The organism is Streptomyces marinisediminis (genome assembly GCF_026262575.1).
Lineage (GTDB): Bacteria > Actinomycetota > Actinomycetes > Streptomycetales > Streptomycetaceae > Streptomyces > Streptomyces marinisediminis.
In genome coordinates, this window is the sequence record NZ_JAPKFL010000109.1 from 1 (window position 1) to 631 (window position 631).

Consider the following 631-nt stretch of genomic DNA (forward strand, 5'->3'; position numbering starts at 1 on the left):
TCCTGGGGTGTCCGGGGTGCGGCCCGGGGACCGGGTGATGGGCCTGTTCTCCGGCTCCTTCGCCCCCAGCGCGGTCACCGAGGAGCGCATGCTCGCCCCCATCCCCGAGGACTGGACCTACGCCCAGGCCGCCGCCGTGCCCGCGGTGTTCCTCACCGCCTACTACGCGCTCGTCGAGCTGGCCGGGGTCACGGAGGGCGACGCGGTGCTCGTGCACGCGGCCGCGGGCGGCGTCGGCATGGCGGCGGTGCAGGTGGCGCGGTATCTGGGTGCGACGGTGTACGGGACGGCGAGCCGGGCGAAGTGGCCGGTGCTGGAGGGGCTGGGCATCGCTCCGGAGCGGATCGCGTCCTCGCGGTCGGTGGAGTTCGCCGACGCCTTCCGGGCCGCCAGTGGCGGGCGGGGCGTGGACGTGGTCCTCAACTCGCTGACGGGTGAGTTCATCGACGCCTCCTTGGACCTGATGCCGCGCGGCGGCCGGTTCGTGGAGATGGGCAAGACCGATCTGCGCGACCCCGACGCACTCCGGCACTCCCATCCCGGCGTGCACTACCGCTCGTTCGAGCTGCTGGACGCGGGGCTGGACCGCATCCGGGAGATGTGGGAGCGGGTGCTGGAGCTGTTCGCGCGA

At 73.4% G+C, this 631-nt stretch carries 1 protein-coding gene; it reads left to right on the forward strand.

Annotated features, from left to right (window positions below):
- Nucleotides 1–37 precede the first annotated feature (37 nt).
- Nucleotides 38–631 (forward strand): zinc-binding dehydrogenase (locus OSB71_RS24285; protein ID WP_323055345.1); only part of this gene is annotated, 594 nt, incomplete at its 3' end.